This window comes from Paraburkholderia sp. GAS199 (genome assembly GCF_050436585.1).
Classification (GTDB): domain Bacteria; phylum Pseudomonadota; class Gammaproteobacteria; order Burkholderiales; family Burkholderiaceae; genus Paraburkholderia.
Genome location: NZ_JBNDMM010000004.1, coordinates 457,441 through 482,574, shown reverse-complemented (window position 1 = coordinate 482,574; position 25,134 = coordinate 457,441). Strand labels below are relative to the sequence as shown.

The following is a 25,134-nucleotide window of genomic DNA, read 5'->3' as shown; positions in this document are numbered from 1 at the left end:
GCGCGCGTGCCCGAAGATCAGGCCGCCGCGCGACGCTTGCGCGCCGCCGGCGCGGCTTTGGCGGCAACACCGCGATTCGCACCGCGCGTAGCCGGGGCCGACGTTTTACGGGCCGCGGTCTTTGGGGCGGATCGCGTGGACGTTTTGCGCGCCGGCGCTTTTGCGGAAACCTTTTTTCTGGCCGGCGATGCGTCATCCGACGTGTCGTCGTCTTCGTCGTCGGCTTCGTCCTCATCCTCGTCGTCCGCGGCCGCTTTGCGCGAGCCGGCAGCCGGCTTGCCTTTGCCGCCTCGTCCTAAGCTGCGCTTGAGCAAATCAGACAAATCGAGAATATCAGCCGACTGCCGCGATTCGCGCGGCGTTTCGACTTCCGTGATTTCTTCGGTCTTGCCTTCGTGAATCTTGCGCTCCACCAGCGCCATGATGTCGTCGCGGAAGGTGTCGTGATAGTCCGACGGGTTCCACGTGTCGCTCATATCCTCGATCAGCTTTTTCGCCATATCGAGTTCGCGGCTCGTCACGCCGGCTTTTTTCACGCCGTCCGCGGGCACCTTGAATTCGTCGAAATCGCGGACCTCGGCGGCCCAGCGCAGCGTGTTGAGCGCCAGCATCGGTCCGACCGGAATCAGCGCGGCGAGATGCTGCTTGTTGTGCAGCACCACGTTCGCCACGCCGATCTTGCCCGATGCCTTCATGGCTTCGCGCAGCAGCGCATAGACCTTCTCGCCCTTGCGATCGGGCGTGAGGTAATACGGCGTGTCGAGATAGAGGAACGAGATATCGGGCGCGTCGACGAAAGCGAGAATGTCGACGGTTTGCGTCGACTCTGGATTCGCCGAGCGGATTTCGTCGTCCGACAGCACGACGTACTTGTCCTTCTCATATTCGAATCCGCGCACGATGTTCTCGCGCGCCACATCCTTGCCGCTGCGCTTGTTGATCTGCTTGTAGCCGATCGGATCGATCGTGCGCTTGTCGAGCAGATTGAAACCGACCTTCTCCGACTGCGTTGCCGGATAGAGTTGCACCGGTACGTGGACGAGGCCGAAGCTGATTGCGCCTTTCCAGATCATGTGTGCCATCGTCCGCTCCCCAAGGCCTAAGACCTTCGGTGAAGCAGCAAGCGTGCCACGGCGGCCGGCATGGATCGCACGGTCACGACGCGTCACCCGCAGACGGGCCAGTGCATCGCGCGGTGCCAGCGGCGGGCGCAGGGCACGTGCAAGCGGTTGTAAGACTTGCGTCAAGTCGGCAAAAGATACGGAGCGCGGCGGGGGTGAACCATGAACGACGAGCAGCGGGGTTAAAAGCAGGATGGCACTAAGCGACGCGGCACGTATTGCCCAATTTGCCGCCACAGCGTCGAGCCTTGGCCTCAAACCACGCGTCGGCGAGCCGTTACAATAGCGGGATTGTCCGCGCGTCGCGCGCCCGCCCTCTTTCGCTTTGCCGCCTTACCTATGAACCTCGTCATCCAAAGTCCCGCGCCTCTTTCCGCCGATCATCACAAAGCGCTCGTCGCACTTGCACGCGGCTCGCATGCAATCGCCATCGACCCGCAAGCGATTCGTATCGCCGATGCCGATATCGCCCAGCGCCCCGATCTCGACGTGTATTGCGGCACGCATCAACTGGACTACGCGTTTGTCGAAGCGGGACGCCCGCTGAACGACTTCGGTCTGGTTGCCATGGACATGGACTCGACCTTGATCACGATCGAGTGCATCGACGAGATCGCCGACTTCTGCGGTCTGAAGGCGGAAGTGGCAGCCATCACGGAAGCGTCGATGCGCGGCGAGATCAAGGACTTCAACGAAAGCCTGACGCGTCGCGTGGCCTTGCTCAAAGGTCTCGACGCCAGCGCACTCGAACGGGTTTATGAAGAGCGACTGCAACTCTCGCCCGGCGCGGAAAAAATGCTGGCAGGCGCGAAGGCCGCCGGCCTGAAGACCTTGCTGGTGTCGGGCGGCTTCACGTTCTTCACCGAGAAACTGAAGGCACGACTCGGACTCGATTTCACGCGCGCCAACACGCTGGAAATCGTGGACGGCAAGCTGACCGGCCAGGTGTTGGGCGAGATAGTCAACGCCGACGTGAAGGCACGCACGCTGCGCGAGACTTGCGCACAACTGGGCATTGAGACGACTCGCGCGATTGCCATGGGCGACGGTTCGAACGATCTGAAGATGATGGCAGCGGCGGGATTGTCGGTAGCGTTTCGTGCGAAGCCGGTGGTACGCGAGGCGGCGAGCGTAGCGTTCAACTATGTTGGACTGGACGGGCTGCTGCGGCTGTTCTGAAGATCGGAGGTTGCGCCGGCCACGATGGATCGATATGACCCACGACATGACCGGCGCGACCTGGTTTCACCTGTTGCACCAGTCGATAATGAGCACGGCCATAAACATAATGACAGTGCCAAATGCAAGCCCCATCATGAACGACTCGAAGCACTCACGATTGCGCTCGGATTGCAGATACTTATATAAACTTGGCATAACCATCTCCGTTAGGTGTCCTAGTATAAATGGCGGCTCATCCTGAAAAAATCAGTCGAGATAGAAATGAAGACCGCCGGAGATAATCGAGGCCAGCAAGGTCACCACGACCGAGAGTTTTATCGCCGGCAACCGGTCGGCCCAGATGTCGCGTTGTGCTTGCCCTTGTGTTACGCGGCTCGGATATGCCTCGCATAATTTGAGCGACAGCGAAGTCACCAGCATCGAAGAGATAAACGCCAGCATGACCAGCGCGAAAACACTCGCCTCCAGCACCAGCACTCCTACGCGCCCCCGTTCGAACGCCGTCATCGCCTCATAAAGTGCCGCCGCACACAAACCGATCGCACACCAGAACAGTTGACCATCTCGCACCGACGCGCGGATCAAGCGCCATGCGATGGCTCGGCCGTGTGTAGGCGCCATGAGCGCCAGCGTAAAGATCGGGCCGAAGATCGGCACGAAAAGATTCAGCAACGCCCAGAAGAACAGATTCATCGATACTCACCATTGCGTGACACGCCGTTGAACAGGATGTGCGCTATCGTAAGTTCGAAACAGAACGCCGACCAGTCGGCCGAATGGTCAGGTTTGCTTATCAACTGTCCAACAAAAAAGCCCATCGGGCACGAGTGCCGATGGGCTTCGAAGCGTCTGCACCAGATGGTGTGCGCCAGAGAAAAATCAGACGCCGTTCACGCGAGCGCAGCCAGACAGTGTTCAATGTCCGCGCGCAGATCGGCCTCTTCTTCCAGGCCGATATAGAAGCGCACCAGCGTGCCGCGATGCGGCCAGTTGCCGGCGGTTCGCATGGACGCGACGTCGTAGGGCATGACGAGGCTGTGCGCGCCGCCCCAGCTCCAGCCGATCGAAAACAGTTCGAGCGACTCGCAGAATGTGTCGATCTGCGCCGCGCTGAAACGTCCGTCGAAGACGACGGAAAACAGGCCGCCCGCGCCCGTGAAATCACGCTCGAAGAACTCGTGGCCGGGACAGTCGGCGAGAGCCGGATGCAGAACGGCGGCGATTTCCGGCCGTGTTTTTAGCCAGTTGGCGAGACCGAGCGCCGAGCGGTCGTGCTGTTCGAAGCGCAACTTCATGCTCGGCAAACTGCGAAGGATGAGCGAGCAGTCGTCCGACGACACGCCGACACCCATGCGCATGCGCGCCGCCTTCAGCTTGAGGTGCAATTCGCGGTCGACCGTGATCGTTGCGCCCATCAGCACATCGCCGCCGCCCGACTGATACTTGGTCAGCGCCTGCACCGAGATGTCGACGCCGTGATCGAACGGACGAAAACCGAGTCCGGCCGACCACGTATTGTCGATTGCCGTGACGACGTTTCGCGCGCGTGCAGCCGCCGTGATGGCGGGTATGTCGGCGACTTCCATGGTGACCGAACCGGGCGCTTCCAGCCAGATCAGACGCGTGTTCGGCTGGATCAGCGCGTCGATGCCGGCGCCGATCATCGGGTCGTAATAGCGCACCGTCACGCCGAAATCGCGCGCCAGCCAGTCGCCGTGATCGCGGTTCGGCGAATAGACGTTATCGGGAATCAGCACGTCGTCACCGGACTTCACGAGCCCGAAGTACACGTTCGAGATGGACGACAGACCCGACGGCTGCAACAGCGCATGATTGCCGCCCTCGATCGCGGCGAGCCGCTGCGCAAGCGCGAGCGACGTGGGTGTCGCGTGGAGGCCGTAGCGCCATTGCGCGTCGTTCTTCCAGTCGAGCGCACGCATGGTAGCGAGGTCGGGGAACACGACCGTCGACGCGCGCGTGACCGGCATCGAAAACGATTCGAAGCCCGGCGTCAGCTGGTCTTCGGCGCGCACGATGCGCGTTTGCAGGCCACATTTGAGTTTGGATTGGGTCATGATGAAGGTCGGTGAGTGTCGTACGGAAGCGAAGTGCGGCGGTGGCGCGAGCGGCAATGGCCCGCGCGCTGCGCGTCACTCGCCGGTTTGCAGGTTGCTGACGCCGCCGACGGCGTGCCCGCTACCCGAGGACGGCCTGGGCGCCGTGGCGCCCTCCTTGGCATCCGGCGCGGACGCGGCCACGGCCGGCGCACCCGGCGGCGGCACGGCCTGCCCAGCCGCCAGCGGTTTCAGATCGAAGTCGCGCGGATCGGAATCGTCGACGTTCATGCGCTCGCCTTGCACCGAGCCGTCCGCGGCAAATTTGCCGACCCAGTTGCCGGTGATGTGCGTGCCGTCGTTCGATTCTTCGACTTCGAGCGTGTCGCCGTCGCGGTCGCCCGCGATCAGGATGACCTCGCCGGTATCGGTGTACTGATATTCGCCGTGAACGCCAGCGGGGTCGTCCGTCTTCGCGCCGAGTCGCAAGACGATCTGACGCGAACCCAGCATGCCGGCATAGCGCGGGAATCGGGCGAATTCGGGGCTCGGCTTGAGCGGCAACTGGATCGGGGGCGGCGCCGCCAGTTCCTTGACGGCGTCGCTTTCGGCCCATGCCTGCGCGGGCAAAAACGTCATCACGCCCGCGCACATGAGCGCGACGGCACTCACGGCATGCCGGAGCACAGGGACTCGTGAAACAACCTGACCACGCCGACCTGCCGTGCCCTTCATCGCGTTCGATTTCTGCATCCGTGACTTCCTTTGTTGCCTGCTACGAGATTGCCGTGACGCCGCGCCTTCAGATGCGCTCGAAGATGGCGGCGATGCCCTGGCCGCCGCCGATGCACATCGTCACCAGCGCATAGCGTCCGCCAATGCGCTGCAATTCGTACAACGCCTTGACCGTGATCACCGCACCGGTTGCGCCGATGGGGTGGCCCAGCGAAATGCCCGAGCCGTTCGGATTCACCTTGGCCGGATCGAAGCCCAGTTCCTTGCTGACCGCGCAGGCTTGCGCAGCGAAGGCTTCGTTCGCCTCGATCACGTCGAGGTCGGCGACCGTCAGCCCGGCGCGTTCCAGCGCCTTGCGCGTCGCCGGCACCGGGCCGATGCCCATGTAGGCCGGATCGACGCCGGCATGCGCGTACGAAACGAGCCGCGCGAGCGGCTTGATACCGCGCTGCTGCGCGACGCCGCGCTCCATCAGCACGACGGCTGCGGCGGCGTCGTTGATGCCCGACGCGTTGCCGGCCGTCACCGTGCCGTTTTCTTTCGCGAACACCGGCTTCAGCTTGGAGAAGTCTTCCGCGCTCGCGTTCAATCGCGCGTGTTCGTCCGTGTCGAATACGACGTCACCCTTTTTCGAGGGGATCGTGATCGGCAGGATCTGGTCCTTGAAGTAGCCGTTCGAAATGGCGTTGGCCGCGCGGCGATGCGATTCGAGCGCGAGCGCGTCTTGCTGTTCACGCGAGATGTCGTATTTGCGCGCGACGTTTTCGGCCGTCACGCCCATGTGGATCGACTGGAACGGGTCGTTGAGCGCGCCGACCATCATGTCGACGAGACGGGCGTCGCCCATGCGCTGACCGAAGCGCGCGGCGGGCATCGAATACGGCGCGCGGCTCATGTTTTCCGCGCCGCCGCCGATCGCGATGTCGGCGTCGCCGAGCAGCACGCTCTGTGCGGCCGAAACGATGGCCTGCAAGCCGGAACCACACAGCCGGTTCACGGTGAGCGCGGGCGTGTGTTGCGCCACGCCGCCATTGATCGCGGCGACGCGGGCCAGATACATGTCTTTGGGTTCGGTGTGCACGACATTGCCGAACACCACGTGGCCGACTTCGTCGCCCGACACGCTGGCGCGCGACAGCGCTTCGCGCACGACGCGCGCGCCCAGATCGGTAGGCGCGAAGTCTTTCAGACTGCCGCCGAATCCGCCGATTGCCGTACGCACACCGCTCACCACTACGACTTCCCGTTGCATCGTTCGCTCCTCCTTAGTCTCTCAAGATTGGCTGTTTGGGCGGACTGCCGGCTGTACGTTGCAGCGCTTCGTGTCAGCCCGCCAGAATGTGTTCGACCGTCGCGCGCGACGGAATCGGCGCGACCGCGCCATAGCCTTGCGTGGACAGCGCCGCAGCGACGTTAGCATAACGCGCTGCCTGGAAGGGATCGTCGCCGGCCACGATGCGCGCGATGAACGCGCCGCCGAAGCAGTCGCCCGCGCCGGTTGCGTCGAGCGCGTTGACGGCGTGGCCCGGCACGACGCGCCGCTCGTCGGGCGTAGCGATATACGAGCCTTCCTTGCCGAGCTTGAGCGCGACCACGCGCGGCCCCTGCGCCAGCAGAAAATCGACGATTTCGTCGCGGCCCGTGAGGCCGGTGAGTTCGGTGACGTCGTCCCAACTCGGCAGGCAGATGTCCGTGTGACGGATCGCTTCCAGCATCACGGCGCGTGCGCGCGCGAGCGGCCACAGCTTCAGCCGCAGATTGGTGTCGAAGCTCACGCGTACGCCGTTCGCGCGTGCATGCTGAATGGCGGCAAGCGCCGCGTCGCACGCGTTCACGCCGATGGCGAGACTGATGCCGGACAGATGGATGACCTTGGCCGCGGCGATCGCCTCGAGCGGCAGATCGTGCGGCGCGTAGCGGCTCGCGGCCGAGCCGGCGCGCAGGTAATCGAACGCGTGGCCGTTGGGACCGTGGGACACGAAGTAGACGCCCGTGGGCGCCTGTGCGTCCACGCGGACCAGCGACGTATCGACCTGCTCACGCTCCCACAGATCGATCAGCAGGCGCCCGAAATGATCGCTGCCGACCGCCGACACGAAGCCGGTGCGGGCGCCCTGGCGCGCCGCCGCGATGCAGAAGTTCGAGGTATCGCCGCCGAAACCTTGCAGATAGTTCGGCTGGTCTTTGGCCGACTGGTTGAACTCAATCATCGCCTCGCCGAGCGCGAGAATCTCCGGCGTGCGTTCCATGCTGACCGCCATGACTTAGACCTCGCCCCACAGGTCGTGGCCGTCGGCGCCGGTGATCTTCACCGAAACGAAATCGCCGACCTTGTAGCGCTTCGAAGCCTTCGTGGCCGGCGCGATGTACACCACGCCGTCGATCTCGGGGGCGTCCGCCGCTGTGCGGCCGATACCGCCGTCGGCGTTGATTTCGTCCACCAGCACTTTCAGGGTCTTGCCGACCTTCTTCGCGATGCGTTTGGCCGACACTTCTTCGGCGACTTCCATGAAACGCGCGCGGCGCGCTTCACGCACTTCGTCGGGCAACGCGCCGTCGAGTTCGTTGGCCGTGGCGCCTTCGACCGGCGAATAGGCGAAGCAGCCGACGCGATCCAGTTCCGCCTCGCGGATGAAGTCGAGCAGCGTTTCGAACTGTTCTTCGGTCTCGCCCGGAAAACCGGCGATGAAAGTGCTGCGGATGGTCAGGTCAGGACACATTTCGCGCCATGCCTTGACGCGTTCCATGACCTTCTCGGCATTGGCCGGGCGCTTCATGCGCTTGAGCACTTCCGGATGCGCGTGCTGGAACGGCACGTCGAGATACGGCAGCACGTGACCCTTGTACGGGCCCTGGGCCATCATCGGAATGACTTCGTCGACGCTCGGATACGGATACACGTAGTGCAGACGAACCCACGCGCCATATTGCGCCGCCAGTTCGCCGAGCGCGCCGACGAGGTCGGTCATGCGCGTCTTGATTGGCTTGCCGTTCCAGAAACCCGTGCGGTACTTGACGTCGACGCCGTACGCGCTCGTGTCCTGCGAAATGACGAGCAATTCCTTGACGCCGCTCTTGAACAGATTCTCCGCTTCAAGCATGACTTCCGCGACCGGGCGCGACACGAGGTCGCCGCGCATCGACGGGATGATGCAGAACGTGCAGCGGTGATTACAGCCTTCGGAGATTTTCAGGTACGCGTAGTGGCGTGGCGTGAGTTTCACGCCGGCGGCCGGCACCAGATCGACGAACGGATCGTGCGGCTTGGGCAGATGCGTGTGGACATGCTGCATCACTTCGCCGACCGCGTGCGGACCGGTCACGGCCAGCACCTTCGGATGAACCTCTTCGATCAGCCCCGAACCGCTACCGCTTTTCTTCGCGCCGAGGCAGCCGGTGACGATCACCTTGCCGTTTTCGTGGAGCGCTTCGCCGATCGCGTCGAGGCTTTCCTGCACGGCTTCGTCGATGAAACCGCAGGTGTTGACGACCACGAGGTCGGCGCCGTCGTACGTGCCGGAGATCTCATAGCCTTCGGCGCGCAGCTGCGTGATGATCTGTTCGGAGTCGACCAGCGCTTTCGGGCAACCGAGCGAAACGAAACCGACTTTCGGCGCGGCGGTCGGGGAATTCGGGGCAATCGTGGGTGAGGCAGACATGGGGGGACCGCTTGAAGACGTTAAACCTTGAATTGTAGCGGTTCGGCCGGGCGACCGCTCGTAAGTCTTTGAATTTTAGCCCGCAATCGCCGGCTCGCTGGCCTCGCGCGAGCCTTGATCCATGACCGTTTCACCCCGCCCGGCCGCCTCGACTCGCGGGCCGGCTACGCGACCATAGGTGTCGAGCGCCTGCTCGATCACCGCGAGAATATCGCGCGAATCGTGAAGCCGCCTGATCGCGGCGTGCAGTTCGGCGGCCTGCGGCCACGTCCGCTTCAGATAGCTGAGCCACATTTTCACGCGGCCATGCTCGTGACGCGACGCAACGCGGCTGGCGAGCTTCGTCAGATAGCCTGCAATATGGCCCAGCACCATGGGCCATTCCTGCGCCGACGGCGTCGGCTCCATGTGCCCCCGGATACGCAGCGCGAGAAAAGGATCGGACACGGCGCCGCGTCCGATCATCACGTCGCGGCAGCCGCTCACCGCGCGGCAGCGCGCCCAGTCGGCCGCGGTCCAGACTTCGCCGTTGGCGGTGACGGGCACGTCGACGGCGTCGTCGATGCGCGCGATCCATTCCCAGTGGGCGGGCGGCCGGTAGCCGTCGTCGCGGGTGCGCGCGTGCACCACCAGCGACTGCGCGCCGCCTTCGGCCAGCGCCGTGGCGCAGTCGATCGCCAGCGACGTGTCGGACACGCCGAGCCGCATCTTGGCCGTCACGGCGATCCCGGCGGGCACCGCGGCGCGAACGGCCGCCACGATCCGGTTCAGCTGCTCCGGTTCGGCCAGCAGCATGGCGCCGCCGCCGTGCCGGTTGACCACTTTCGCGGGACAGCCGAAGTTCAGATCGACGCCATACGGCGACAGCGCTGCGGCCTGCGCCGCGTTCAGCGCCATCCACGCGGGATCGCTGCCGAGCAGCTGGATCACCATGGGTGTGCCGGCCGGCGTGCGTCCGCCATGCAGAATTTCGGGGGTGTCGCGCTCGTAGACGCGCTCCGGCAGGATCGAGCCGGTAATACGCACGAACTCGGACACGCAGCCGTCGAATCCGCCCGTGCTGGTCAGCACGTCGCGCAGGACGTAGTCGGCCAGCCCTTCCATCGGCGCGAGAAAAAGGCGGCTCATGCGCGTGCGAGCGCCGTATGAACGCGCTTCGAAAGGCGGCTCGGAGAGCCGGAAAAGTCGGGATCGACCGCGCGGACGAATTCAGCCGGGCTGGCCTGCATCGGGCGCGTGTCGTGCATGGCGGATGACATAGAAAATGACGCTGGCAGGCGCACAGCGGTGGCGACGGCGACGAATGGCGACCATGCGCCGGGAGTCCGCAAGCGAAGATCGTCGACCTTCGCTACGCAACACGCCCCGCGCACACAGCCCTGCATTCTACCGCGCGAGGGCGCGAAGCCGCCGTGGCTTGCCTGACGCCCGCCGCCGCAGTGACACGACGATCACGCGGCGATCACGCGGACGAAAACGCAGCATGGGTGTCGTGCCCACGCGCCGATGAAACCGCGCGGCGCGGCAGGCTTACTTCTTTTCCGCTTCCGGATTGTTTTGCGGAGTGAGCGGCGCGCTGCCGGGATTGGCGGCATTCGCCGGACCGCCCGGCACGAACGGGAAAGTCGCGAACATCGACTTCGCCTGGTTCTGCATCTGCTCCTGCATCTGCACGAACATGTTTTTCGACTGCTCGATGTAGCTGGTCATCATGCCCTGCATCATCGGCGCCTGCATGTTCATGAATTGCGACCAGACTTCCGGATTCATCGCCTTGCCTTCGTACAGATTCTTCGACTGGTCGGCGAGCTTCGCCTGAATGTCGATGAAGGCCTGGATATTCTTCTCCAGATACGTGCCCATCATGCCCTGCATCGCATGACCGTAGAAGCGGATGATCTGCGAGAGCATCGACGACGAGAACATCGGCAAGCCGCCGCTTTCCTCTTCGAGAATGATCTGCAGCAGAATGGCGCGCGTCAGGTCCTCGTTGCTCTTCGCATCGATGACCTTGAAATCCTCCTGATCCAGCACGAGCTGCTTCACATCGGTGAGGGTGATGTACGTGCTTGTCTCGGTATCGTAGAGCCGGCGATTCGGATACTTCTTGATCAACCGTTCGGCTATTTTCTTTGTAGTAGTGGTCATGTAACGCCTTTGAGCGCGAGTTGAGCGCGGAAACGGCGCCATGCCAACTGCGCAATCGGGCCACCGCGCAGGACAGACGCCGTCCTAACCATCCGAGCCGGGCGCGCCGCCTTGTGAGCGGCGCGCCGTCGACTCAGCCCATATGCAAACCGCCGTTGAGCGAAAAATCCGCGCCGGTGGAGAAGCCCGATTCGTCCGAGGCGAGCCACGCCACGATCGAGCCGATTTCCTGCGGCTGACCGAGACGGCGCACCGGAATCGTCGCGACGATTTTTTCCAGCACGTCGGGGCGGATCGACTTGACCATGTCCGTGCCGATATAACCCGGCGACACGGTATTGACCGTCACGCCCTTGGTTGCGACTTCCTGTGCGAGCGCCATCGTGAAGCCGTGAATGCCGGCCTTCGCCGTCGAGTAATTGGTCTGGCCGAACTGCCCTTTCTGACCGTTCACCGACGAGATATTGATGATGCGCCCGAAGCCGCGCTCCACCATGCCGTCGATCACCTGCTTGGTGACGTTGAAGAGGCTGGTCAGGTTGGTGTCGATCACCGCCGTCCAGTCTTCATGCGTCATCTTGCGGAACACCACGTCACGCGTGATACCCGCATTGTTCACCAGCACGTCGATCTCGCCGACTTCGGCTTTGACCTTGTCGAACGCGGCCTTGGTGGACTCCCAGTCGCCGACATTGCCTTCGGACGCGACGAAGTCGTAACCCAGCGCCTTCTGCTCTTCGAGCCACTTCACGCGGCGCGGCGAGTTCGGGCCGCAACCGGCGACCACCCGGAAGCCTTCCTTGTGCAGCCGCTGGCAAATGCTCGTGCCGATGCCGCCCATCCCGCCCGTTACGTACGCAATTCGCTGTGTCATAAACTACACTCCGTTTTTCGTTTTCGAGGCGCCGACCGGCTGCCTCTTTCCTCGCCTTGTACTTCATCTCCACTGCCGCCGGGCGACCGGCTGACGAGGCGACTGCTCACCACGCGCCACGCACCCGCCGCGTGGCGCACAACCACTCTGCTTATGCCCGCTCGAGCGCCAGCGCGACACCCATGCCGCCGCCGATACACAACGAAGCCAGGCCCTTCTTCGCGTCGCGCTTCTGCATTTCGTGCAGCAGCGTGACGAGGATCCGGCAACCGGACGCGCCGATCGGGTGACCGATGGCGATAGCGCCGCCGTTCACGTTGATCTTCGACTGGTCCCAGCCCATCTGTTGATGCACGGCGAGCGCCTGAGCGGCAAAGGCTTCGTTGATTTCCATCAGGTCGAGATCGTCGACCGTCCAGCCCGCACGTTCGAGGCAGCGGCGCGACGCCGGCACCGGACCCATGCCCATCACCTTCGGATCGAGACCCGAGGTGGCGTAGGCCTTGATGCGCGCCAGCGGCTTCAGACCGAGCGCTTCGGCTTTCTTCGCCGACATCACCAGCACCGCCGCCGCGCCGTCGTTCAGACCCGACGCGTTCGCCGCCGTGACCGAGCCTTCCTTCGAGAAGGCCGGCTTGAGCCCGGCCAGCGATTCGGCCGTCACGCCATGACGCACGAATTCATCGGTGGCGAAACGCACCGGATCGCCCTTGCGTTGCGGAATCTCGACCGGCACGATTTCGTCGTCGAAACGGCCCGACTTCTGCGCGGCTTCCGCCTTGTTCTGCGACAGCGCCGCGAACGCGTCCTGCTGCTCGCGCGTGATGCCGTATTCGCGCGCGACGTTTTCCGCCGTCACGCCCATGTGATACTGGTTGTACACGTCCCACAGGCCGTCGACGATCATCGAGTCGACCAGCTTCGCGTCGCCCATGCGGAAGCCGTCGCGCGAACCCGGCAGCACGTGCGGCGCGGCGCTCATGTTTTCCTGGCCGCCGGCCACCACGATGTCGGCGTCGCCCGCGATGATCGCGTTGGCCGCCAGCATCACTGCCTTCAGGCCCGAGCCGCACACCACGTTGATCGTCATGCCGGGAACGGCCGTGGGCAAGCCCGCCTTGATGACTGCCTGGCGCGCCGGATTCTGGCCGGAGCCCGCCGTGAGCACCTGGCCGAGAATCACCTCGCTGACCTGCTCGGGCTTCAGACCCGCGCGTTCGAGCACGGCGCGAATTACCGTGGCACCGAGTTCCGGCGCCGCGATCTTCGCCAGCGATCCACCGAATTTGCCAACTGCCGTACGGGCGGCCGATACGATCACTACATCAGTCATTTCCATATCCTCCGGGCATGTCGGCCTGCTGCGCCGCTGCCCGTCAAGTTAAAAAAATCTTGCTGCTTCTGCACCGCTGAACCGTCAGGCGTTCAGCCGGCGCTCACTCGTCGTACACCGTCCTGTTCACTGCCTCATTCACGCTGCCGCACGTAACGCCCAGGCGCCGGCTCGATAACCGGAAACTCGCTCGAACCCGGCTCCGCGCGCGGCTTCACTTTCTTGCCGCCATACTGGTCGAGCCACGTGGTCCATTCGGGCCACCAGCTGCCCGCGACTTCGCTCGCCTCGCCGAACCATTCCTGCGGTTTCTCCGGCAGCGTTTTCGGATTGCCTTCGAGCACCCAGTAATTGCGTTTCTTCTTCGCCGGCGGATTGATCACGCCCGCGATATGGCCCGACGCGCCGAGCACGAATTTCAGCGGCCCGCTCAGCAACGGCACCGACGCATAGGCCGTTTCCCACGGCACGATATGGTCTTCGCGTGAACCGTAGATGAAGGTCGGCACGTCGATCTTCGTGAGGTCGACCGGTTCGCCGCAGGTGGTCAGTGCACCCGGCTCGCGCAACCTGTTTTCGAGGTACGTGTTGCGCAAATACCAGACGTACATCGGGCCAGGCAGGCTCGTCGAATCGCTGTTCCAGTAGAGCAGATCGAACGGCACCGGCGTGCGGCCCTTGAGATAGTTGTCGACGACGTAATTCCACACGAGGTCGTTCGGCCGCAGGAACGAAAACGTGTTGGCGAATTCGAGGCCGCGCATCAGACCCGGCGCGCCGTTCTTGCCGCCGATGGTCTGCTCGCGCATCTGCACGTGGGCTTCGTCGACGAAGATGTCGAGCACGCCCGTGTCGGTGAAATCGAGCATGGCGGTAAGCAGGGTCATGGACGCCGCCGGATGTTCGCCGCGCGCGGCCGCTACCGCCAGCGCCGTGGCGAGCATCGTGCCGCCGACGCAGAAGCCGAGCGTATTGATCTGCTCGCGCCCGCTGATCTTGCTGACCGTTTCGATGGCCTTGAGCACGCCCTCGCCGATGTAGTCGTCCCACGTCTTGTGGGCGATCGAGGCATCGGCATTGCGCCACGAAATCAGGAACACCTGATGCCCCGAATCGAGCCCGTGCGCGACCAGCGAATTCTCAGGCTGCAGATCGAGAATGTAGAACTTGTTGATGCAAGGCGGCACGATCAGCAGCGGCCGCTCGCGCACGGTGGCCGTGCGCGGCTTGTACTGGATCAGCTGGATCAGGTCGTTTTCGAACACCACCGAGCCTTCGGTGTTCGCGAGGTTCTCGCCGACCACGAAACGCGATTCGTCGGTTTGCGAGATCTTGCCGCGCTGCATGTCGGCAAGCAGGTTCATCACGCCCTGGCGCAAGCTCTCGCCGTGGCTGTCGAGCAAGGTCTTTTGCGCCTCGGGATTCAGCGCGAAGAAGTTGCTGGGCGACGCGGCCGCGGTCCATTGCTGGACCGCGAAACGGATGCGCTCGCGCACTTTCGGTTCGGTGTCGAGCGCGTCGACCATTTCCTGCAGATAGCGTGCGTTCAGCAAGTACCAGGCTGCCGTGAAGGCATACGCGGGCGTCGCACTCCAGGCGTCGGCGCTGAAGCGGCGGTCCTTGAGTTCGGGCGCCTTGACCGCCGAACCGGTGGACTGCTGGATCAGCTCCATGGCTTCACGCGAGTAGTCGGCTTGCAGCTTCTGCAGACGCTCGGCGGGAATGGCCGCGCTCGGCACGTTCAGCCCGGCGAACAGCGGCATGGACGGTAGCGAGGGCATGGAAGGCAGCGCGCCTGCTGCGAGCTTGCTGAAGTCGGGCATGCCGGGAATGCCGGCGAAGGAAGGCATGGACGGAATCGGCGGCATGCCCATTTGCGGCATCTGCGGCATTGCGAAAGGCAAACCCGGCAAACCCGGAAAACCCGGCAGCGCACTGCCGCCTGCGGGTGCGCCGAGCGTGCGCCATGCGTTCATCCATGCGTCGAACAATTGCTGCATGCCGGCGGCCGGCATAGCGCCGCTCGTACCGGTCTGCTGCGTCTGCTCCGTTGAGGAGTCGGTGCTGGGGGAAGCTGAGGAATGTGATGCTGCCATACCTGCTTTTGACCGGTAAGTCCTTGCGGACGGGTTGGAGAGGCAGGTTCGTGCGCGCGTGGGCGAATGCTCGCGACCTCGTCACGCCCTGTCCCTTGCACGAGGAGCCGTGAGGAACATTCTTGCTCCCCATCGCAAGCCATGTCAATGCTTGTTCCCGATTTTGCCGCAGTGCGATAGTTTTTTAATTATCGTTTTCCCTGTGTAGCAGATCGCGCTTCTAGGTCGGCACGGCGACGCGTCGGCGTCGGCGAAAAAACTCCCATTTTGCATGGGCTTATGCGCGCCCATCCATTCGCGAAGACGGGCTTTTTCCGGCATATCCGTGCGTGGTCGGACATTTACGGCGGCGCAGCAAATTTGCCGTGCCGCCGCCTCCCAACAAACCCGCATACGCTGATTCGTCAGACGCGGCGAACGGCTGTTCGCACGCGCCCGAACGCATGGGATGCCTGCGTTTGACGATGAAGAATCAGCGCGCGCTGGCCGGTGCTGCGTCGTCGAGCCAGATCAGCGCGGCCATGCGTCCGGTCACGCGATCGCGCCGGTAGGAATAGAAGCGTTCGCGCAGCGTGACCGTGCACAGATCGCCGCCGACGATGTCCGTCACGCCCAGTTTTTGCAGACGCAGGCGCGCGAGCGCGGGAAGATCGGCGAGGTATTTGTCTGGGTTGTGTGGATGCGTGACGAACGCGCTGGACGTCGCTTCGCGTTGTGCGGCGCCGACGCCGTTCATGAAGGCGTCACGCACGTCTGCGCCGACTTCGAACGTCTCGGGTCCGATCGACGGACCGAGAAACGCATGCAAGGACCGCGCGTCGACACCCGCGAGTTCGGCGACACGCTCGGCAGTCTGCTCGACGATGCCGGCCGCGAGGCCGCGCCAACCCGCATGCGCCGCGCCGACTGCGCGCCCCGCTTCGTCGCACAGCAGCACCGGCATGCAATCGGCGACCATCACGACGCAGACGGTGCCGCTGCGAGCGGTCACGCTGGCGTCCGCGCGGGTGGGTGTGCCGCTGGTGTGCGCGTGCGCCAGCACATCTTCGGCGCGCACGATGCCCGCGCCGTGAATCTGCTCGAGCCACGCAGCTTCCTGAACGTTCGCCAGCTTCAGCAGACGCGCGCGATTCGCCGCGACCGCGGCCGGGTCGTCACCTGACTTCATGCCGAGGTTCAGTCCGCCCGGCTGGTCGACGCCATCGCGCCAGCGTCCGAACGGCGGCTCGCTGACCCCGCCGTCACGCGTCGTGACCAGCGCGCGCACGCGCGGCGAGACGTTCCACGCGGGCTGCACGACATCGTCGAAGCTCAGATCGGGGAAGCTCATGCGCGGTCGTCCTCGTCGTGGTCGTGGCCGCCGTCTTCGTTTTCTTCGCCCTCTTCGCCCTCTTCGCCGTCATCGCCCTCGTAGGCGTCGAGGTCGTCGTCTTCGTAGCCGTCTTCTTCGTAATACGTCTCGTCGAACTCGCCCGCATCGTCGCGTCCAAGACCCAGCGCCGCCGACAACACCTGCATGTCTTCCGGCGCATCGGCGCGCCATTGCATCGTGCGGCCGGTTTGCGGGTGAATCAGACCCAGCCGCCACGCGTGCAGCGCCTGGCGCGCGAAGCCGTCCGGCAACGGCGTGACCGAGCGCTTGCCACGCGCGCGTCCGTACACCGGGTCGCCCAGCAGCGGATGGCCGATATGGGCGCAATGCACGCGAATCTGATGGGTGCGGCCGGTTTCCAGGTCGCAATGGATCGCGGTGACCGGCTGACGCTGCCAGATCGCCGTATCGACGCGCCGGAAATGCGTGCGCGCGGCTTTCCCCGACGCACTCGTGACCACGGCCATGCGCGTGCGCTCGCGCGGATCGCGGCCGATCGGCGCGTCGATGGTGCCCTCTTCCGGCATGTTGCCCCACACCAGCGCGAGATAGCGGCGCTTCACCGTGCGCGCCTGCAGTTGCCGCACGAGATCGGTTTGCGCTTCGAGCGTGCGCGCCACCACCATCAGGCCCGAGGTTTCCTTGTCCAGCCGATGCACGATGCCCGCGCGCGGCAGCCCCGCCGCGGCCTCGCCGTAGCGATACAGCAGACCGTTGAGCACCGTGCCGCTCCAGTTGCCGGCCGCCGGATGCACGACCATGCCGGCCGGCTTGTTGATCACCACCAGCGTGTCGTCTTCGTAGACGATGTCGAGCGGCACCGGCTCGGGCGTGAACGCGAGTTGCTCGGGCAGCAGGTCCGGCACGAGTTCGATAGTGGCGCCGAGCGGCACCGGCTGGCGGATCTTCGCCGGTTTGCCGTCGATACGCACGCGCTCGGCCTCGATCCAGCTTTGCAGGCGATTGCGTGAAAACTCCGGAAAGATTCGCGCGAGCACCTTGTCCAGACGCTCGCCGGCGAGTTCGTCCGGCACCACGACGCTGCGCGGGGATTCGTCCGCCACGCGGCTTTCGACGGCCTGGGCGACGCCTGGCGTGACGGTGCCGGCGAGCGCGTCGCTGCCGAGATCGTCGTCGATCGAGTCGACGTCCAATGCGTCGGAGGGGTCAGCGCTTACGCTATAATCTTTGTTGCTATTCCCGGCACCGGTTGCGGTACCAGGAGTATTTGAGCGGGTCATTGAGTCTGGGTCACCTGGACGTAAAGCTAGACTGGAAAATGCGAGCCTTGAACACCATCACTAAAGCGGCGATCAATTTGGCGGCCATCAAGAAGGCGGCCCGGAAAGTGGCCGGATACATTGCGTGTGCCGCAGCCGTTGCCGTTGTTGCGGCCTGTCACGGCCTGCCGGAAAAGACCGACGAAACGGCTACGTGGAACAACAACAAATTATATACGGAGGCGAACGACGCTCTCTCGGGTGGTGACTTCGGCAAGTGCGCCAAGTACTTCGAGATGCTCGAAGGCCGCGACCCGTTTGGCCATTTCGCCCAGCAGGCCCAGATCAACGTTGCGTACTGCAACTGGAAAGACAACGAAAACGCCGCCGCCGACCAGGCGATCGACCGCTTCATCCAGCTGCACCCGGATCACCCGGACATCGCCTACGCGTATTACCTGAAAGGCATGATCCACTTCAACGACGACCTCGGTCTGTTCGGCCGCTTCTCCGGCCAGGACATGAGCGAGCGCGATCCGAAGTCGCTGCGCGAGTCGTACGACGCGTTCAAGGTCGTGGTCGACAAATACCCGAACAGCAAGTATGCGCCGGATGCGGCACAACGCATGCGCTATATCGTGAACGCGCTGGCGTCGCACGAGGTTCACGCGGCGGATTACTACTATCGCCGTGGCGCTTATGTCGCCGCCATCAACCGCGCACAACTGGCGTTGAAGGAATACAAGAACGCTCCGGCCATCGAAGACGCGCTGCACATCATGATGCTGTCGTACGAGAAGCTGAATCAGCCGCAACTCGCCGACGACACGAAGCGCGTGCTGGCCGGCACGTTCCCGGACAGCCCGTACGTCACGGGTCATCCGCGACCCGGCGCGCAAAAATCGTGGTGGCAGTTCTAAGCCTGGCCATGCACTGAAAGCTCGCTGCAAATGAAAACGCCACGACTGAGTCGTGGCGTTTTTGTTGATGCGCCGGTTTATGGGTCGCGCCGGCGCAACGTGCTCAGGCTCAGGCCCGTTCGAACAAGGCAATCGACTCCACGTGCGAGGTATGCGGGAACATGTTCACCACGCCCGCGCCGACCAGCCGGTAACCCGCCTCGTGCACCAGCAGGCCCGCGTCCCGTGCCAGCGTGGACGGATTGCACGACACGTAGACGATCCGCTTCGGCAGCGGCCCGTCGCCGCTTTGCGCGATTTCCGCGAGCGCTTTCGCGACCGCCAGCGCGCCTTCGCGCGGCGGGTCGATCAGGAATTTGTCGAAGTGGCCGAGCGCGCGCATGTCGTCGGCGGTGACTTCGAACAGATTGCGGCACGCGAACGAGGTATGGCCCGCCACGCCGTTCAGGCCGGCATTGGCGAGCGCCCGCGTGGTCAGCGTTTCACTGCCTTCGATGCCCACCACTTCCTTCGAAATCCGCGCGAGCGGCAGCGTGAAGTTGCCGATTCCGCAGAACAGATCGAGCACCCGGTCGGTCGGCGCCGGCGCCAGCAGGCGCAGCGCGCGGCTTACCAGCACGCGGTTGATCTGGTGGTTGACCTGAGTGAAGTCGGTCGGCTTGAACGGCATCCGGATGTTGTATTCCGGCAGCGTGTAGTCGAGTTGCGCGTCGAGCGGATGGAACGGTGCGACCGTGTCCGGACCGCCGGGCTGCAGCCACCACTGGATCTTGTGCTCGTCGGCGAAATCGCGCAGCACCTGTTCGTCCGCGGCGGTGAGCGGTTCGAGATTGCGCAGCACCAGCGCGGTGACCGAGGAGCCGACCGCCAGTTCGATCTGCGGCATGCGGTCGTGGATGGACAGCTTGCGGACCATGAAGCGCAGCGGCATCAGCAGCGCGGACACGTGCGGCGGCAAAATCTCGCAGCTCTTCATGTCCGAAATGTAGCTGCTCTTTTTCTCGTAGAAGCCGATGCGCATGCCGCCCTTTTCCGGCAGATAACGCACCGCCAGACGGGCGCGATAGCGGTATCCCCAGGACGGCCCGTGAATCGGCCGGAACACCGTTTCCGGACGCAGCTTGGCGAGATGCTGAAGATTGTCTTCCAGCACGCGCTGCTTGACGGCGACCTGGGCGCGAATGTCCAGATGCTGCATGGAGCAACCGCCGCACACGTCGAAATACGCGCATTTCGGCTTGGTGCGGATCACGCTCTCGCGAAACACCTGCACGACCTCGGCCTGCTCGAATTTAGGCTTGCTGCGATGCGTGGAATAGCTGACGCGCTCGCCGGGCAGCGCGCCTTCGACGAAAATCACCTTGCCGGGCGTACCGTCTTCGCTTTCGATGCGGCCCACGCCGCGCGCTTCCATATCGAGCGAAACGATTTCGATGACCGGCTCGTTGCCGGTGATAACGCGCGCCTTGACCGGCGGAGGCGCCTTCTGGCGCTTGGGCGCGCGACGTTGTGGGGCAGTTCGGGACACCTGCGACTTCCTGACAGACTTGGGGAAAGGCGAGATTGTAGACGAAGCGCCGACGTTGCCGGCCATCCGGCACGGCGCCGCGCCTGAACCTACTGGTCGAACGCGGCCAGGTATTCGGCCCATTGCGGCGCGGTTTCGAGCGCCAGCGCATTCTTGACCAGATTGATTTCGTCAGCATACTCCTGCGCCGAAAATGCGCCGCGGATAAGCTGGAAGCGGCAATACAGCAGATACGTATTGACGACGTCGGTCTCGCAGTAATTGCGGATTTCCTCGATCTTCCCGTCCTGGTAGGCCTGCCACACCTGGCTGCCGTCCATGCCCATCTTGCCGGGAAAACCGCACATCTTGGCGAGCGCGTCGAGCGGCGCATTGGCGCGCGCCTGATACATGGCCAGCACGTCCATCAGGTCGGTGTGACGCGCGTGATAGCGGCTGATGTAGTTGTTCCACTTGAACTCGCGGTCGTCTTCGCCGAGATCCCAGAAACGGTAGGCGGGAATGCCGTTCACGAGCGCGCGGTAATTCAGCACCGGCAGGTCGAAACCGCCGCCGTTCCACGACACGAGTTGCGGCGTGTATTTTTCGATCACGCGATAGAACGACTGCACGAGCGCGGCCTCGCCGTCTTCCAGCGTGCCGAGCGAGCGCACGCGGAAGCCGTTGTTGTCGCGAAACACGCAGGAAATTGCGGCGATGCGCTGCAAATGGTGCGGCAGAAAATCGCTGCCGCCGGTTTTTTCGCGGCGCGCGGCAAAGGCGTGCTCGGCGACTTCGGCATCGGTCAGGCTGGCGGGTAAATCTTCGAGGCGGCGAATGCCGGCGACATCGGGAATCGTCTCGATGTCGAATACAAGAATCGGTGTCATCAGGTTATAGAACGGCGTCCTTCCGAACACCGTTGGAGGCAAAGAAACGCTTGAGCCGCACTAGCGCTTCCTGTTGGATCTGGCGCACACGCTCGCGCGTGAGGCCCATTTCGTCGGCGAGTTCTTCGAGCGTGGCCGGCTCGATATGGTTTAGCCCGAAGCGCCGTTCGATGACATGCCGATGCTTGTCGGACAGCCGCGCAAGCCACGCGCGCGTGAGCGTTTCCAGCTCGCGGTGCTGCACTTCGGCATCGGGCGACTGGCTCTGGTCGTCGGACAACAGGTCGAGCAGGCTGCTCGCCGGGTCGAGATCGAGCGGCGCGTCGAGCGAGGCCGTGTGCTCGTTCAGCGCGAGAATATCGGTGACTTCGTCGGTGGTCTTGCCGGTCAGGTAAGCGATGTCGTCGATGCTGGCGTCGCGGCGTTCGGCCGCCTCGCCCGAATTCATCGAGTTCTTCTCGAGGTGCCGCTTGGCGCGCAACACCTGATTAAGCTCACGAATCACGTGAACCGGCAAGCGCACGGTGCGCGCCTGATTCATGATGGCGCGCTCGATGCTCTGGCGGATCCACCAGGTGGCGTAAGTGGAAAACCGGAAACCGCGCGTCGGATCGAATTTTTCGATGGCGTGCATCAGCCCGAGGTTGCCTTCTTCGATCAGATCGAGCAGCGGCACGCCGCGATTCAGATAACCCTTCGCGATGCTGACGACGAGGCGCAGATTGCGCTCGATCATCACCTGGCGCGCTTCGAACTCGCCCGCCTTGGCGAGACGTGAGTATTTCTGCTCTTCCTCGACGGTGAGAAGCGGCTTGACGCTAATGCGGTTCAAATAGTGTTGAATTGTGTCGGCCGTGAGTTCGGCCTGCAGCAGTGCGCGGAAATCGTCGGCGTCGGGCGCGGCTTCGCGGGTCTCGCTGGGCTCGTCCGCGCCACTCTGACGCTCGTCGAGATCGCGTTCTTCCGCGATCTCTTCTTCCACTTCAGAAGCGCTGCCTTCGTCCATCGAAGCGGACGTGGCACGGCTGGTCGTCTCGGACTCGGCTTGCGGCAGGCGGCGCTTCGATTTCGGCATGGTCGTATCGCTTATTGCGGCGGCAAATACTTCAGTGGGTCGACAGGTTTACCCTGCCGGCGAACTTCGAAATGCAACATCACACGGTCGGCATCGCTGTTTCCCATTTCGGCGATTTTCTGCCCCTTGGTCACTGCGTCCCCCTCTTTTACCATCAAAGCACGGTTATGTGCATACGCGGTGAGATAAGTTGCGTCATGCTTGATGATAATGAGATTGCCGTAACCACGCAGCCCATTTCCGGCATAAACCACACGGCCGTCCGCCGAAGCTTTCACCGGATCGCCCGCCGCGCCGCCGATATTGACGCCCTTGTTGGTCGAATCGTTGTACGTGCCGAGTAGCGGCCCGCGCACCGGCCATGCAAACGCGATATTGCCGGACGCACCGGTCGACGTGTCGCTCGCGCCGTTCGCGGGCGGCGGCGTCACGGCGTTGTTCGCCGCGGAGCTATAGAGCGGCGGCGCCGCGACACCGGCTGCCGCAGGCGTGCCGTTGGTCGAGCCGAGCGGCGCGCTTTGCACCGCACCACCGCTGCCGATCGGCGCGGTGGCGACGCCCGGCGTGAGCGCGGCGGTGTTCGCGCCCGGCGGCACGACGCGCAGCAACTGATCCACTTCGATCTGATTCGGATTCGTGAGATTGTTCCACGCCGAAATATCGCGGTAGTTCTGGCCGTTTTCAAGTGCGATCCGATATAGCGTATCGCCTGGCTTGACGCGGTAATAACCCGGCGGCGGCGGACCGAGCGGCACCGCCGGCTGCTGCGCCGCCTGCGTGCCGAGCACCGTGCCGCCGGAGCGATCGACGACGGGCGCCTGATCGAGCCGGCTCGCACAAGCCGTCATCAACAGGGACAAGGCGAGCACGCACACGCTACGCTGGGTTACGGTCATGGGCACATTCAGTGTGGTTCTCTGCATCGCGCGCAACATACTCATCGGTGTCAAATCACTCCGGATTTTAAGGGTACAAAGAAAACGCGATCAAGCCGCGACTCGCGCCACTGCGCGGGTCCGAGTCGCTCGACCAGAGTCAGCACCTGGTTCTGGCCTTCCTGCGAGCCGACCGGCGCGACCAGACGGCCGCCGATCGCGAGTTGTTCAAGCAAGGCTTGCGGCACGTCGAGGCCGGCCGCCGCGATCACGATCGCGTCGAACGGCGCCGCCGAAGGCAAACCGAGGCGACCGTCGCCGTAATGCAGGCGGATGTTCGGAATGCGCAACGGCCGCAGGTTGATCTTCGCGCGCTCGGACAAGGGCTTGATGCGCTCGATCGAGTAAACGTCGCGCGCGACCTGGCTCAGCACCGCCGCCTGATAACCGCAACCCGTGCCGATCTCCAGCACGTTGTTGAGCGCGCGCCCGGCCGCCGCGAGTTCGATCATGCGCGCGACCACCGATGGCTTGGAGATCGTCTGGTGGTGACCGATCGGCAGCGCCGCATCTTCGTAAGCCTGAGCCGCGAGACCCGGATCGACGAACATGTGGCGCGGCACGACCGCCATCGCGTTCAGCACGCGCGGATCGGTCACGCCGTTGGCACGCAGGCGTTCGACCATCCGTTCGCGAACCCGTTCCGAAGTCAGCGACAACGCGCCATTCAAAGCGACGTTGGGCGCGGTGGCGGGACGCGGCGCCGAGCGCGCGCCCGTCACCGACGTCACGGCTTTGGAGGGCGACGGCGTCTGCGCCCGGCCCGGCGACTGAAGCTGCGCGCTGGGTTTCACACCAGCCTGACTGGACTGCGTGCCGGATTGCTGCGTTCTGGCTTGCGGCTGGCCGAGCGCTTTTCCCTGCGGCTGCATCTTCGGTTGCGCCGTGCCGGTCGGCCGCGCCGGCGACTGCATCTGCACCGGCTTGCCGGTGGAACCGAGCGGCGCATTTTTTGCCGGCTGCTTGCGCGCGTTCAGCGCCGCACTCGCGGCGAGCGCGGCTGCGCGCACTTCGCCCGGACGTCCTTCAGGCCGGCGCGGTTCGCGCACCAGGTCTTCGAGGCCGAGCGGAAAGCGCTTTGCGCGCTCGTTCGTCATGAAGCACCGCTGCCTGAGCGCACCCAGTCGCGCGCCGCGGGCAGCATCTGCGTGTGGGTCAGGTCGAGTTGCAGAGGCGTGATCGATACGTGACCGTTGGCGACGGCGTGGAAATCGGTGCCCTCGCTCGCGTCGCGCGCGCTGCCGGACGGCCCGATCCAGTAGATCGGCTCGCCGCGCGGATTGGTCTGGCGGATCACCGGCTGCGACGGATGCCGTTTGCCGAGTCGCGTCACGCGCCACTCGCCGAGTTGCTCGTACGGCAGATTCGGAATGTTGACGTTCAGCAGCGGATGCCCTCTGAGCGGCTGTTCGAGGTAGTGCGCGACGATTTCCGCGGCGACCCGCACCGCGCTGTCGAGATGAACCCAGTCTTTGTCGACCAGAGAAAAAGCGATGGCCGGCACGCCAAACATGATGCCTTCGGTGGCGGCCGCGACGGTGCCCGAATAGAGCGTGTCTTCGCCCATGTTCTGACCGTTGTTGATACCCGAAACGACGAGGTCCGGGGTGTGGTCCAGCATGCCCGTCAGCGCGATGTGCACCGAGTCGGTCGGCGTGCCGTTCACGTAATAGAAGCCGTTGGCCGAACGCAGCACCGACAGCGGCCGCGACAGCGTGAGGGAATTCGATGCGCCGCTGCAGTTCTGCTCGGGCGCCATCACGGTGACGTCCGCGATCGGCTTGAGCGCTTCGTAAAGCGCGGCAAGACCAGGCGCCAGATAACCGTCGTCGTTACTGAGTAGGATTCGCATGCGGCGATTGTAACCGAGGAAAGAAGACGCGCGAACGACACGGCGGACGCCGCGCACGCGATATGCAAAGTGCACGCCACGCCGCCGTCGCCGGCATCTGGCGAGTACACCTTGAAGGCACCGTAAGCATGCCGCAAGCGCGTGGCGTGCACGCGGCGCGT

22 protein-coding genes are annotated in these 25,134 nt (G+C 64.1%); 2 read left to right on the top strand and 20 right to left on the bottom strand.

The genetic code is table 11. The features are described 5' to 3' along the window. Positions 1-17: 17 nt before the first annotated feature. Positions 18-1,082 (bottom strand): Ku protein, encoded by a 1,065-nt coding sequence (locus P3T18_RS19090; protein WP_429301507.1) that lies wholly within the window; start codon positions 1,080-1,082, stop codon positions 18-20. A 378-nt stretch (positions 1,083-1,460) separates the two neighbouring features. On the opposite strand from P3T18_RS19090, the gene serB reads away from it, so the two are divergent. Further along, the gene (gene serB, locus P3T18_RS19085) at positions 1,461-2,300 is read left to right on the top strand and encodes a phosphoserine phosphatase SerB (protein WP_429301506.1); all 840 of its coding nucleotides are present in this window, start codon (positions 1,461-1,463) and stop codon (positions 2,298-2,300) included. 249 nt (positions 2,301-2,549) lie between these two features. On the opposite strand, the gene P3T18_RS19080 is transcribed toward serB, so the two are convergent. The 13 genes from P3T18_RS19080 to P3T18_RS19020 form a co-directional block, all read right to left on the bottom strand. Continuing rightward, on the bottom strand, positions 2,550-2,996 hold the full coding sequence (locus P3T18_RS19080; protein ID WP_429301505.1) for a hypothetical protein: 447 nt from the start codon (positions 2,994-2,996) through the stop codon (positions 2,550-2,552). 197 nt (positions 2,997-3,193) lie between these two features. Then, positions 3,194-4,378: a cystathionine beta-lyase gene (locus P3T18_RS19075; RefSeq protein WP_429301504.1), complete on the bottom strand. Its 1,185-nt coding sequence runs from the start codon at positions 4,376-4,378 to the stop codon at positions 3,194-3,196. A gap of 75 nt (positions 4,379-4,453) precedes the next feature. Beyond that, on the bottom strand, positions 4,454-5,110 hold the full coding sequence (locus P3T18_RS19070) for a hypothetical protein (protein ID WP_429301503.1): 657 nt from the start codon (positions 5,108-5,110) through the stop codon (positions 4,454-4,456). 49 nt (positions 5,111-5,159) lie between these two features. Next, a complete protein-coding gene (bktB, locus tag P3T18_RS19065; protein ID WP_429301502.1) occupies positions 5,160-6,344 on the bottom strand; it encodes a beta-ketothiolase BktB in 1,185 nt (394 codons plus the stop codon). A gap of 73 nt (positions 6,345-6,417) precedes the next feature. Further along, entirely contained in the window at positions 6,418-7,353 is a 936-nt protein-coding gene (locus P3T18_RS19060; protein WP_429301501.1) for a sugar kinase, read from the bottom strand. Positions 7,354-7,356: 3 nt separating this feature from the next. After that, a complete protein-coding gene (gene rimO / locus P3T18_RS19055; protein ID WP_429301500.1) occupies positions 7,357-8,751 on the bottom strand; it encodes a 30S ribosomal protein S12 methylthiotransferase RimO in 1,395 nt (464 codons plus the stop codon). 75 nt (positions 8,752-8,826) lie between these two features. Then, positions 8,827-9,879, bottom strand: a complete 1,053-nt coding sequence (locus tag P3T18_RS19050) for a tRNA dihydrouridine synthase (protein WP_429301499.1) — start codon at positions 9,877-9,879, stop codon at positions 8,827-8,829. Positions 9,880-10,281: 402 nt separating this feature from the next. Continuing rightward, the gene (phaR, locus tag P3T18_RS19045) at positions 10,282-10,899 is read right to left on the bottom strand and encodes a polyhydroxyalkanoate synthesis repressor PhaR (protein ID WP_429301498.1); all 618 of its coding nucleotides are present in this window, start codon (positions 10,897-10,899) and stop codon (positions 10,282-10,284) included. Positions 10,900-11,032: 133 nt separating this feature from the next. Then, positions 11,033-11,773: a 3-ketoacyl-ACP reductase gene (locus P3T18_RS19040; protein ID WP_429301497.1), complete on the bottom strand. Its 741-nt coding sequence runs from the start codon at positions 11,771-11,773 to the stop codon at positions 11,033-11,035. Positions 11,774-11,924: 151 nt separating this feature from the next. After that, positions 11,925-13,106, bottom strand: coding sequence for an acetyl-CoA C-acetyltransferase (locus P3T18_RS19035; RefSeq protein ID WP_429301496.1), 1,182 nt, complete (start codon positions 13,104-13,106; stop codon positions 11,925-11,927). A gap of 134 nt (positions 13,107-13,240) precedes the next feature. Then, positions 13,241-15,106, bottom strand: a complete 1,866-nt coding sequence (phaC, locus tag P3T18_RS19030) for a class I poly(R)-hydroxyalkanoic acid synthase (protein WP_429301598.1) — start codon at positions 15,104-15,106, stop codon at positions 13,241-13,243. A 568-nt stretch (positions 15,107-15,674) separates the two neighbouring features. Next, the gene (pgeF, locus tag P3T18_RS19025) at positions 15,675-16,532 is read right to left on the bottom strand and encodes a peptidoglycan editing factor PgeF (RefSeq protein WP_429301495.1); all 858 of its coding nucleotides are present in this window, start codon (positions 16,530-16,532) and stop codon (positions 15,675-15,677) included. After that, complete coding sequence (locus tag P3T18_RS19020; RefSeq protein WP_429301494.1) at positions 16,529-17,815, bottom strand: RluA family pseudouridine synthase; 1,287 nt, start codon at positions 17,813-17,815, stop codon at positions 16,529-16,531. Before P3T18_RS19020 ends, pgeF begins: the two co-directional genes overlap by 4 nt. A 38-nt stretch (positions 17,816-17,853) precedes the next feature. Between P3T18_RS19020 and P3T18_RS19015 the strand changes: the two genes are divergently transcribed. Continuing rightward, positions 17,854-18,714 carry an outer membrane protein assembly factor BamD gene (locus P3T18_RS19015; protein ID WP_429301493.1) on the top strand — a complete coding sequence of 287 codons (861 nt, stop codon included), beginning with the start codon at positions 17,854-17,856 and terminating at the stop codon, positions 18,712-18,714. Between the two features lie 109 nt (positions 18,715-18,823). Here the strand turns inward: P3T18_RS19015 and rlmD are convergent, their stop codons facing one another. From rlmD to surE, 6 genes are all read right to left on the bottom strand, one after another. Next, on the bottom strand, positions 18,824-20,242 hold the full coding sequence (gene rlmD, locus P3T18_RS19010) for a 23S rRNA (uracil(1939)-C(5))-methyltransferase RlmD (protein WP_429301492.1): 1,419 nt from the start codon (positions 20,240-20,242) through the stop codon (positions 18,824-18,826). Positions 20,243-20,331: 89 nt separating this feature from the next. After that, the gene (locus P3T18_RS19005; RefSeq protein WP_429301491.1) at positions 20,332-21,111 is read right to left on the bottom strand and encodes a 3'-5' exonuclease; all 780 of its coding nucleotides are present in this window, start codon (positions 21,109-21,111) and stop codon (positions 20,332-20,334) included. Between the two features lie 4 nt (positions 21,112-21,115). Beyond that, complete coding sequence (gene rpoS, locus P3T18_RS19000) at positions 21,116-22,186, bottom strand: RNA polymerase sigma factor RpoS (protein WP_429301490.1); 1,071 nt, start codon at positions 22,184-22,186, stop codon at positions 21,116-21,118. Positions 22,187-22,197: 11 nt separating this feature from the next. Then, on the bottom strand, positions 22,198-23,127 hold the full coding sequence (locus P3T18_RS18995; protein WP_429301489.1) for a peptidoglycan DD-metalloendopeptidase family protein: 930 nt from the start codon (positions 23,125-23,127) through the stop codon (positions 22,198-22,200). Between the two features lie 5 nt (positions 23,128-23,132). After that, a complete protein-coding gene (locus P3T18_RS18990) occupies positions 23,133-24,218 on the bottom strand; it encodes a protein-L-isoaspartate(D-aspartate) O-methyltransferase (protein ID WP_429301488.1) in 1,086 nt (361 codons plus the stop codon). Next, positions 24,215-24,973 carry a 5'/3'-nucleotidase SurE gene (gene surE / locus P3T18_RS18985; protein ID WP_429301487.1) on the bottom strand — a complete coding sequence of 253 codons (759 nt, stop codon included), beginning with the start codon at positions 24,971-24,973 and terminating at the stop codon, positions 24,215-24,217. The genes P3T18_RS18990 and surE overlap by 4 nt, the downstream gene beginning before the upstream one ends. Positions 24,974-25,134: the final 161 nt, after the last annotated feature.

Excerpts from the sequence above, each read along its gene's own strand:
- pgeF (WP_429301495.1), bottom strand. The coding sequence starts at position 16,532 with ATGAGCTTCCCCGATCTGAGCTTCGACGATGTCGTGCAGCCCGCGTGG.
- bktB (WP_429301502.1), bottom strand. The coding sequence starts at position 6,344 with ATGCAACGGGAAGTCGTAGTGGTGAGCGGTGTGCGTACGGCAATCGGC.
- P3T18_RS19015 (WP_429301493.1), top strand. The coding sequence starts at position 17,854 with ATGCGAGCCTTGAACACCATCACTAAAGCGGCGATCAATTTGGCGGCC.
- phaC (WP_429301598.1), bottom strand. The coding sequence starts at position 15,106 with ATGCAGCAATTGTTCGACGCATGGATGAACGCATGGCGCACGCTCGGC.
- P3T18_RS19050 (WP_429301499.1), bottom strand. The coding sequence starts at position 9,879 with ATGAGCCGCCTTTTTCTCGCGCCGATGGAAGGGCTGGCCGACTACGTC.
- P3T18_RS19070 (WP_429301503.1), bottom strand. The coding sequence starts at position 5,110 with ATGCAGAAATCGAACGCGATGAAGGGCACGGCAGGTCGGCGTGGTCAG.
- P3T18_RS19020 (WP_429301494.1), bottom strand. The coding sequence starts at position 17,815 with ATGACCCGCTCAAATACTCCTGGTACCGCAACCGGTGCCGGGAATAGC.
- P3T18_RS19080 (WP_429301505.1), bottom strand. The coding sequence starts at position 2,996 with ATGAATCTGTTCTTCTGGGCGTTGCTGAATCTTTTCGTGCCGATCTTC.
- P3T18_RS19040 (WP_429301497.1), bottom strand. The coding sequence starts at position 11,773 with ATGACACAGCGAATTGCGTACGTAACGGGCGGGATGGGCGGCATCGGC.
- P3T18_RS19060 (WP_429301501.1), bottom strand. The coding sequence starts at position 7,353 with ATGGCGGTCAGCATGGAACGCACGCCGGAGATTCTCGCGCTCGGCGAG.
- surE (WP_429301487.1), bottom strand. The coding sequence starts at position 24,973 with ATGCGAATCCTACTCAGTAACGACGACGGTTATCTGGCGCCTGGTCTT.
- P3T18_RS18990 (WP_429301488.1), bottom strand. The coding sequence starts at position 24,218 with ATGACGAACGAGCGCGCAAAGCGCTTTCCGCTCGGCCTCGAAGACCTG.
- P3T18_RS19090 (WP_429301507.1), bottom strand. The coding sequence starts at position 1,082 with ATGGCACACATGATCTGGAAAGGCGCAATCAGCTTCGGCCTCGTCCAC.
- phaR (WP_429301498.1), bottom strand. The coding sequence starts at position 10,899 with ATGACCACTACTACAAAGAAAATAGCCGAACGGTTGATCAAGAAGTAT.
- serB (WP_429301506.1), top strand. The coding sequence starts at position 1,461 with ATGAACCTCGTCATCCAAAGTCCCGCGCCTCTTTCCGCCGATCATCAC.
- P3T18_RS19005 (WP_429301491.1), bottom strand. The coding sequence starts at position 21,111 with ATGACACCGATTCTTGTATTCGACATCGAGACGATTCCCGATGTCGCC.
- rimO (WP_429301500.1), bottom strand. The coding sequence starts at position 8,751 with ATGTCTGCCTCACCCACGATTGCCCCGAATTCCCCGACCGCCGCGCCG.
- P3T18_RS19035 (WP_429301496.1), bottom strand. The coding sequence starts at position 13,106 with ATGACTGATGTAGTGATCGTATCGGCCGCCCGTACGGCAGTTGGCAAA.
- P3T18_RS19075 (WP_429301504.1), bottom strand. The coding sequence starts at position 4,378 with ATGACCCAATCCAAACTCAAATGTGGCCTGCAAACGCGCATCGTGCGC.
- rpoS (WP_429301490.1), bottom strand. The coding sequence starts at position 22,186 with ATGCCGAAATCGAAGCGCCGCCTGCCGCAAGCCGAGTCCGAGACGACC.
- P3T18_RS18995 (WP_429301489.1), bottom strand. The coding sequence starts at position 23,127 with ATGAGTATGTTGCGCGCGATGCAGAGAACCACACTGAATGTGCCCATG.